This window comes from Micromonospora sp. NPDC051925, assembly GCF_044548625.1.
Lineage (GTDB): Bacteria > Actinomycetota > Actinomycetes > Mycobacteriales > Micromonosporaceae > Micromonospora.
Genome location: NZ_JBIUCH010000049.1, coordinates 1 through 9,185, shown reverse-complemented (window position 1 = coordinate 9,185; position 9,185 = coordinate 1). Strand labels below are relative to the sequence as shown.

General features: G+C 73.0%; 2 protein-coding genes. Both read left to right on the top strand.

Annotation, left to right across the window (positions count from 1 at the left end):
- A partial coding sequence (locus ACIG87_RS32180) for an SDR family NAD(P)-dependent oxidoreductase (protein ID WP_396855391.1) occupies positions 1-3,017 on the top strand: 3,017 nt, incomplete at its 5' end.
- Positions 3,018-3,054: 37 nt separating this feature from the next.
- On the top strand, positions 3,055-9,185 hold a 6,131-nt coding region (locus tag ACIG87_RS32175), incomplete at its 3' end, for a beta-ketoacyl synthase N-terminal-like domain-containing protein (protein ID WP_396855390.1).

The window sequence follows — 9,185 nt, the reverse complement described above, 5'->3', positions numbered from 1 at the left end:
TCTCCCCGACGGGTGCGTCGCGGGCGTTCGATGCGGGGGCGGATGGGTTCGTGCCGGGTGAGGGTGTGGTGACGGTGGTGGTGAAGCCGTTGGTGGATGCGGTGCGTGATGGGGATCGGGTTCGTGGGGTGATTCGGGGTTCGGCGGTGAATCACGGTGGTCGGACGAGTGGTTTGACGGTGCCGAGCAGTGCCGCGCAGCGGGAGGTGATTGTGGCGGCGTTGCGGGATGCGGGTGTGGGTCCGGATGGGATTGGGATGGTGGAGGCGCATGGGACGGGGACGTCGTTGGGTGATCCGATTGAGGTGGAGGGTTTGACTCGTGCGTGGCGGGGGTTTACGTCGCGGACGCAGTTTTGTGCGATTGGTTCGTTGAAGTCGAACATTGGTCATTTGGAGCCGGCTGCGGGGTTGGCGGGGTTGGTGAAGGTGTTGTTGTCGTTGGAGCATGAGGTGGTGCCGGCGACGTTGCATGTGGTGCGGCCGAATGATCATATTCGGTTTGAGGACACGCCGTTCTTTGTGGCGGATCAGCCGGTGGTGTGGCCTCGGGTGGTGGGTGTGCCTCGTCGGGCGGCGGTGTCGGCGTTCGGGATGGGTGGGGTTAATGCGCACGTCATCGTCGAGGAGGCTCCGGTTCCGGTGGTCCGGGAGCCCCTGCCGCAGCAGTCGCACCTGGTGAAGGTCTCCGCAGCCAGCGAGGACGCGGTACGCCGACTCGCCACCGCGTACGCCGAATCCTTCGCGGCCTCCCCCGACGACCGGGCCACCGCCGACCTCTGCCACACCGCCAACGTCGGCCGCTCATCGCTCGACTACCAGACCGCGGTGACCGGCGCGACCGGCCACGCCCTCGCCGAGCAGCTGAGGGCGGTCGCCGACGGCCGGATCCCGATCGCCCGCGTCGACAGCGCCCGGACCGCCGACACGCCCCCCGCCGACCCGGAAGGATCGACGGCGCAGCGGCACACGGCGGTGGCCGACCAGGTCCGGCAGGGCTATGCCGACGTGGACTGGGCCGCCCTGTCCGCACCGGGCGCACGGATCGTCGGGCTACCCACCTACCCGTTCGCCCGGGACCGTTACTGGCACACCCACACCACCGAGCCGGTGACCGTGCCGACCCCGGCCACCACCGTGCACCTGCCCCCGGCGAACTCCACACCCCCGATGGACCCACCCCGGCCCGATCCCGTCGACGACCGCCACCCCGGCGACGCGTCGTCGACGCCCGCGCCGGAAGCACTGCGCACCCGGTGGCGGACCGCCGACCCCCTCCCCGGGGCGTCGGCGTACGGGATCACCGTGCGGGTGGTCGTGGCAGATCGGGCCATCGGCGGTGCGGTCTCCGCCGCGCTCTCCGCCCAGGGCGCCGACCTCGCCCCCGACGGGGCATCGACCCGTGCCCTCGTGGTGGCCAACACCGCCCCCGGACCCGCCGACACCGAACCGGACCTGAGCGAGTTCTGGGAGCAGCTCCGCTCCTTGGCCGCCACCCTCCCACCGCAGGGCAGGGTGGTCTGGGTCGAACACCGTTCGGCCACCGTCGACGAGGCGGACCGTGCGCTGCTGAACCCCGAGGCCGCAGCGCGGGCGTTCGCGGTCCGCGCCGCCGCCGCCGAGAACCGGTTCGCCGTCGTCGTGCTCGACCTCGACCCGGCCGACCCGGTCGAGACCCGCGCCCGGCAGATCGCCGCCGAGTTCACCGCACTGCGCCCCGGCGCGGACACCGTCGTCGCCTACCGCAGTGGCGTCCGATACGTCCCGACCCAGGTGCCGGCCCGCCCGGGACCGCCCGTCGACCTGACCGTGGACGGGTACCACCTGGTCACCGGCGGCCTCGGCGCGGTCGGCCGGCGACTGGTCACGCACCTGGTGGCGCGCGGCGTCCGGCGCATCGGCATCGTCGGCCGGTCACCGGCCGATCCGGCGGCCGAGGACTTCCTGCGCGGGTTGCCGCCGGGCACCGAGGTGGACTACCACCGGTGCGACGTCGCGGACGCGGACGCGTTGACCGCCGCCGCCGCGTCCTTCGCCCGCCGGTGGGGCCGGCTGCGCGGAGTCGTGCACTGCTCCGGTGGGGTCAACCAGTTCGGGTCGCTGCGTCGTCGGCAGTGGTCGGAGGCGGCCCGGGTGACTGCCCCGAAGGTCGCCGGCTCCCGCAACGTGGTCGCACTCGCCCGAACTGAAGGCGCTGGCTACGTCGCCCTGGTCTCCTCGATCGCCGGCACCCTGCCGGCCGCCGGCCGTGGCCTGGTGGACTACGCCCTGGCCAACGCGTACCAGATGGCGCTGGCCGAGCAGGCCGGCGAGGACGGCCCGACGGTGACCGCGCACGCCTGGCCGAACTGGGCCGGCATCGGCATGGCGGCGGACGCGTCCTTCTCCGCCGGGCACTCGATCACCCTCGACCAGGCGTTGACCGGCTTCGACGCGCACCTGCTCACCGGGGGCGGCGTGGTGTTCCCCGGCAGCACCGTGTCGCTGCCGACCGCAGACTCCGGACCGGCCGAACCCGCACCGGTGGGGCCGGCGTTCGCCGCTGCCGCCCCCGCCGCGCTTCCCCCCGCCGCGCCCGCCTCCGCCGATGCCGTCCCGGTCGATGCCGTCCCGGTCGGACCGATGCCGGCTGCCGACCCGGGGGTCGCGTACCGGCTGGTGCGTGACGCCTTCGTCGACGTGCTCGGCGAGGACCCGGGTGACTGCCCACTGCCCGACCTAGGGCTGGACTCGTTGGTCATCGCCGACCTGACCAGCGCCATCGAGCGGCTCGGCGGGACGACCGTCGACCCCTCCCTGGTGATGCGGTCCCGCACCATGGCCGACCTCGCGGCCCGGCTCACCGGTCTGCCCGGCGCGTCGGCCGTACCACCCGCTCCGGCGTCCGGACCCGCTCCGGTGTCCGGCCCACCCGTGGCGGTGGCGTCCGTGCCCGGCCCGGACGCCCCGGCGTCCACGGCGAGCCTCAGCGCACTGCTGCGGCCACTGCTCGCCCCCGGCCAGCAGTCGAGCCACTGACCTGCCCACCGAGTCTGACGGAAGGAGCGACGCGATCATGACGGACAGTCGAATCGCGGTGATCGGCATGGCCGTACGGCTTCCCGGCGCCGAGGACGTGGTGGACCTGCGCTGGATGCTGACGCACGACTCGGTCGAGGTCGACGAGGTCCCGCCCAGCCGGTGGGCCCGCGACCACTACCTCGGCGACGGCGACCACCAGGGCACCCATCACCGGGGAGCCTTCCTGCAGGACCCGTTCTCCTTCGACCACGAGGCGTTCGGCCTGACGGCCGGCGACGCCGTCCTGCTCGACCCGCAGCAACGGGTCATGCTGGAGGTCGGCGCGCGGGCGCTGGAGGACGCCGGCTACCGGTCCGTCCGGCGTCGCCTCGACGCGGGCGTCTTCGTCGGCGCCCGGATGAACTCCTACGGCTTCGACCACGGCCGCGGGCTGGCCCCGACCGGCCAGGACGGTGCGCCCGGCACCGGGCGGCCGGTCCCGGCGGCGCTGTGGGGCCGCTCGCAGAACTTCGTCGCGGCCTGGCTCTCCGACCGCCTCGACCTCACCGGCCCCAGCCTGGTGGTCGACACCGCCTGCTCGTCCTCGTTGACGGCGGTCTGGTTGGCCTGCCAGAGCCTCGCCGCCGGCAGTTGCGAGATCGCGCTGGTCGGCGGCGTGGACCTGCTGCTCGACCCGCTGACCTTCGTGCTGCTCTCCCGCACCGGCGCGCTCTCCCCGGACGGGCTGTGCCAGACCTTCGACGAGAAGGCGAACGGGTACGTCCCCGGCGAGGGCGCCGTCGCCCTGGTGCTCAAGCCGATGGCCACGGCCGTGGCCGACGGCGACCTGATCCTCGGCGCGATCGCCGGCACCGGCGTCAACAACGACGGCCGCACCATGGGGGTGACCACCCCCAACCTGGAGGCCCAGATCGAGCTGCTCGACCGGGTGTACGGGCGGATCGACCCCACCACCGTGCAGTACGTCGAGACCCACGGCACCGGCACCGCGATCGGCGACCCGATCGAGGTACGGGCACTGACCGACGTGTTCGGCCGGCTCGGCGCGGCACCCGGCAGCGTGGCGCTCGGCTCGCTCAAGCGGCGGATCGGGCACCTGCACTCGGCGTCCGGCCTGGCCGGTCTCGCCAAGATCGTCCTCTGCCTGCGGGACCGGATCGTCCCCGGCGTGCCGGTGCAGGCGGTCAACCCGCGGCTGCGGCTGGACGCCGGCCCCCTGCACCTGCCGCCGCGCGCCCAGCCCTGGCCGGCGGCCCCGATCCGCCGGGCCGGCGTGAGCGGCTTCGGGTTCGGCGGCACCAACGCGCACGTGGTGGCCGAGGCGGCGACCGAGCCCGCGTCGACCACCGACGGGGCCGGGCGGCACACGGAGGTGCTGGCCCTCTCCGCCGACAGCCCGGACGCGCTGCGTGAACTGGTCGCGCAGTGGTGGGAGTTCCTCCCGTCGGCGGCCGACGAACTCGCCGACGTGCTCGCCACCGCCCGGCTCGGCCGGCCGGCCCGCGCCGTACGTTGCGCGGTCACCGGGTCGGACGTCGCCGGCCTCGCCGCCGCGCTGCGGGCCCGGCTGCTGTGCGCCGACGTCCCGCTCGGTGAGCCCACCGGACGGCGGCCCGTCGTCACCGTCCGCCCGGTCGCCGGGGCCGCGCCGCCGCGCTGGCTGCTCGCGCTCCACCACGGCGTACCGGCGGTACGGGAGATCGTCGGCCGGTTCGAGTCCGCGGTCGGCAGCCCGGTCACCACGTTCTCCGGCCCGCTGCTGCGGATCTGCGCGGGGGTGGTGCTGGCCGTGGCGTTGCGCGACACCGGGGTACCCGAGCAGGCGGTCGCCCTGCCGCCGGGCTGGACGCCGGTCGCGGACTTCGTGCACGGACGTACCACCCTGGAGCAGGCGCTGAGCACGGTGCTGGCCGCCGGGGCCGCGACCACCGATGATCCGGACGCCGCCACCCCGGACGATGTCGACGGCCGGGTGGACCTCTGCGCCCGCCTCGCCGACGCCACCGACGGGCAGCAGGCCGTCGGGGTGCTCGCGGCCGTCACGGCGGAGCTCTACGAAGCCGGGGCGGACATCGACTGGGCGAGGTTCCAGGGCCCGACCGCCTGGCGCAAGCGCCTCCTGCCGGTCGGTCAGGCCCGCGGCCCCGCGCTGGACCTGCGGGAGCCGCTGCGCTCCGCCGAGCCCGGCGGCCCGCTCACGCTCGACACCGATGGGGGCCCGGCGGGGTACGCCTTCTCCCGCGTCTTCGGGCCCGGCGAGGTGCCTATCGCCCAGCACTCGGTGTACCGCCGGATCATGCTGCCCGGCGTCGCCTGGTTCGACTTCCTGCGCCAGGGCGCGGAGCTGCGCGGCGAGGTGTTCCACGGGGTGCGGGACGTGCTCTTCCACCGCCCGCTGATCCCGACCGGGGCGCACCGGGTGGTGTGCCGGGTCGACGCCCAGGGGCAGTTCACCGTCTCCGACGCCGACGGCGTCCCCTTCGTCACCGGACGGTACGCCCCGCAGCCCGACCCGGTGCCCGCGCCGCAGCCGCTCGCGGCCCTGCTCGACGCCTGCTCCCGGGTGCACGCCGGGTCCACCGTGTACCGCTGGCTGCGCCGCATCGGCTACCACCACGGGCGGTACTACCGCAACATCTCCTGGGTCGCCAGCCTCCCCGGCGGGGGCACCCTCGCCCGGATCGAGGGCGGCCGGCAACGCGCGCTGAACCCCCCGGACGTCCGTCTCTTCCCGGGGTTGCTGGACAGCGTCACCATCGCGGCGATCGACCCGGACAACCCCGTCTTCGGCACCGACCACGCCACCGCGTTCATCCCGCTCTCCGTCGAGCGGGTGAGCGTGCACGGCGCCCTGGACGACGCCGCCTACGTCCGCACCGAGGTCTCGTTCTGGAACGAGGAGGCGTGCCGGGTCACCCAGGTCGTCCTCGACGCGGCGGGGACACCCCTGCTGACCTTCGGTGACATCTCCTCCAAGCGGGTACCCGTGCTCGCGTTCAGCGACCAGCCCTCGACCGACCCCACGCGCCGACCCGCACCGGCCTCCGGGCCGTCCACCGCCCCGACCGTCGCCGCCGTGTCTGCCGCCCCGGTGAGCGCCGCCGTACCGGCCGGCCCGGTGAACGCCGCCGTGCCGATGGGTGGCGACGCGCCGGTCGTCCCGGTCAGTGCTGCCGCACCGGTGAGCGGCGACGCGGATGCGCGCCGGCCCGTAGCGGAGCCGGCCGTGGCGGCGGTCGGGCCGTCGCCGGAGGCGACGCCGCCCGGCGACCGGTCCGCGACGTCACCACCGGCCACCACCGGTCCCGCCCCGGTGACGCCGTTCGCTCGGGCGCTCGCCTGGTTCCTGGCCCTCGCCGGTACGGACGACGAACACGTCGACGCCGAGTTCCTCTCCGCCGGCTTCGACTCCGTCGGTCTGGTCGGGCTCAGTGAACGGCTGTCCCGGGAGCACGGACTGTCGCTGTACCCGACCGTCTTCTTCGAGTACCCGACCCCCCGCAGCTTCGCCCAGCACCTCGTGGACGAGATGCCCGAGTTCGTCGCCGCACTGGCAGCGCCGTCGCCGGTCGAGCCGGCACCCGCCGATCCGCCCCCGGCCGACACCGCCCCCGTACCGCCGCCGCCCCGCACCGCCCCTACCCGGCCGGCCGGCACCGCCTCCACCCCGCAGCCGGTCGCCGTACCGTCACCGCCGGCTGCGTCGACCCCGGCTGTTGCCGTGCCGCCGGCTGTTGCCGTGCCGCCGGCTGTTGCCGTGCCGCCGGCTGTTGGCGGGACGGGGGTGGCCGGGGCCGACGGGACGGACACGGGGCGCGACATCGCCGTCGTGGGTGCCGCGATCCGGGTGCCCACCGCAGGCGACCTCGATGCTTTCTGGGCGCTGCTCGCCGACGGGCGCGACACCGTCGGCGCCCTGCCCGAGGGTCGTTGGCAGCACCTGGAGGGTCCGGTCCCGCAGGCGTCCTTCCTGGAACGGGTCGACGAGTTCGACCCCGTGCCGTTCCGGATCTCGGCCCGGGAAGCGCCGTTGATCGACCCGCAGGCCCGCATCGTGTACGAGACCATCTGGGAGGCCCTGGAGGACGCCGGCCGGACGGGGGAGGGCAGCCGGGACAACCGGATCGGCCTGTGGATCGCCTACAGCCACGACCACTACCACGAGGAACGGTCCCGACACGGGGTGGCCGACGGGCGCGGGCTGGGCCTGGAGGCGATGATCCCGAACCGGCTGTCGTACCTGATGGACTGGCACGGCCCCAGCGTCGTGGTGAACACGCTCTGTTCGTCGTCGCTGGTGGCGCTGCACACCGCCGTCCAGCACCTGCGCGCCGGTGACATCGACACCGCCGTCATCGGCGGCGTGCACGCCGCGATCAGCCCCGAGTACTTCAGCTCCATGCGGGACCTGCGGGCGCTCTCGCCCAGCTTCCGCTGCCGGGCCTTCGACATCGACGCGGACGGGTTCGTGCCCGGCGAGGGCGCGGCGGCGATCGTGCTCCGCCGCCGTGCGGACGCCGAACGGGACGCCGACCGGATCCGGGGCCTGGTCAAGGGCGTGGCGGTGAATCACGGCGGCCGAACCACCCGGTACTCCGCTCCGAGTCCTGTCGGGCAGCGGGAGGTGATTGTGGCGGCGTTGCGGGATGCGGGTGTGGGTCCGGATGGGATTGGGATGGTGGAGGCGCATGGGACGGGGACGTCGTTGGGTGATCCGATTGAGGTGGAGGGTTTGACTCGTGCGTGGCGGGGGTTTACGTCGCGGACGCAGTTTTGTGCGATTGGTTCGTTGAAGTCGAACATTGGTCATTTGGAGCCGGCTGCGGGGTTGGCGGGGTTGGTGAAGGTGTTGTTGTCGTTGGAGCATGAGGTGGTGCCGGCGACGTTGCATGTGGTGCGGCCGAATGATCATATTCGGTTTGAGGACACGCCGTTCTTTGTGGCGGATCAGCCGGTGGTGTGGCCTCGGGTGGTGGGTGTGCCTCGTCGGGCGGCGGTGTCGGCGTTCGGGATGGGTGGGGTTAATGCGCACGTCATCGTGGAGGAGGCTCCGGTTCCGGTGGTCCGGGATCCCCTGCCGCAGGGGTCGTTTGTGGTGAAGGTGTCGGCGGCGAGTGAGGAGGGGGTGCGTCGGTTGGCGGGGGAGTATGCGCGGGTGTTGGTGGGTGTGGGTTCGTCGGGGTTGGGTGATGTGGGGTTCACGGCGAATGTGGGTCGGGCGTCGCATCGTTTTCGGGTGGCGGTGCAGGGTGTTGATGGTGTGGGTTTGGCTGGGGGGTTGGGGTTGGTGGCTGGTGGGGGTCGGCCGGTGGGTCGGTTGGTGAATCAGCCGCCGGTGTCGGTGTTTTTGTTTTCGGGTCAGGGTTCGCAGTATCCGGGGATGGCGGCGGGTTTGTATGCGGCGGAGCCGGTGTTTCGTGAGGCGTTTGATGAGTGTGTTGATGTGGTGGGGTTGTTGGGGGATGTGCCGTTGCGGGAGGTGGTGTTCGGGGGTCGGGGTGGTGAGTTGGTGCAGACGCGGTTTGCGCAGGTGGGGATTGTGGCGGTGCAGGTGGGGTTGGTGCGGTTGTTGGGGTCGTGGGGGGTTCGGCCGGGGTTGGTGGTGGGTCACAGTGTGGGTGAGTTGACGGCGGGGTGGGCGGCGGGGGTGTTCGGGTTGCGGGAGTTGTTGCGGTTGGCGGTGGTGCGGGGTGCGTTGATGCAGGCGCAGCCGTCGGATGGGGGGATGGCGGTGGTGTTTGCTGATGCGGGGTCGGTGGAGGCGGTGTTGCCGTTGTTTCCGGGGGTGGAGATCGCGGCGTTTAATGCGCCGCGGAGTGTGACGATTTCGGGTCCGGTGGATGCGGTGGCGGCGTTTGGTGTGGGGTCGGGGTTGCGGACGCAGGGGTTGGTGGTGAGTCATGCGTTTCATTCGGCGGCGATGGCGGGTGCGGTGGGGTCGTTTGCTGAGGAGTTCGGTCGGGCGGTGGTGTCGGCGCCTCGGATCGGGTTCGCGTCGTCGGTGACGGGTGGCTGGCATGACGCGGGGTCGGTGGCGGATGCGGGTTTGTGGGGGTCGGGGATACGCCGCCCGGTGCGTTTCACCGAGGCGGTTGAGGCGGTGCACACCGCTGGGGGGCGGGTGTTCTGGGAGATTGGTGCGCATCCGGTGTTGACGGGTCTGGC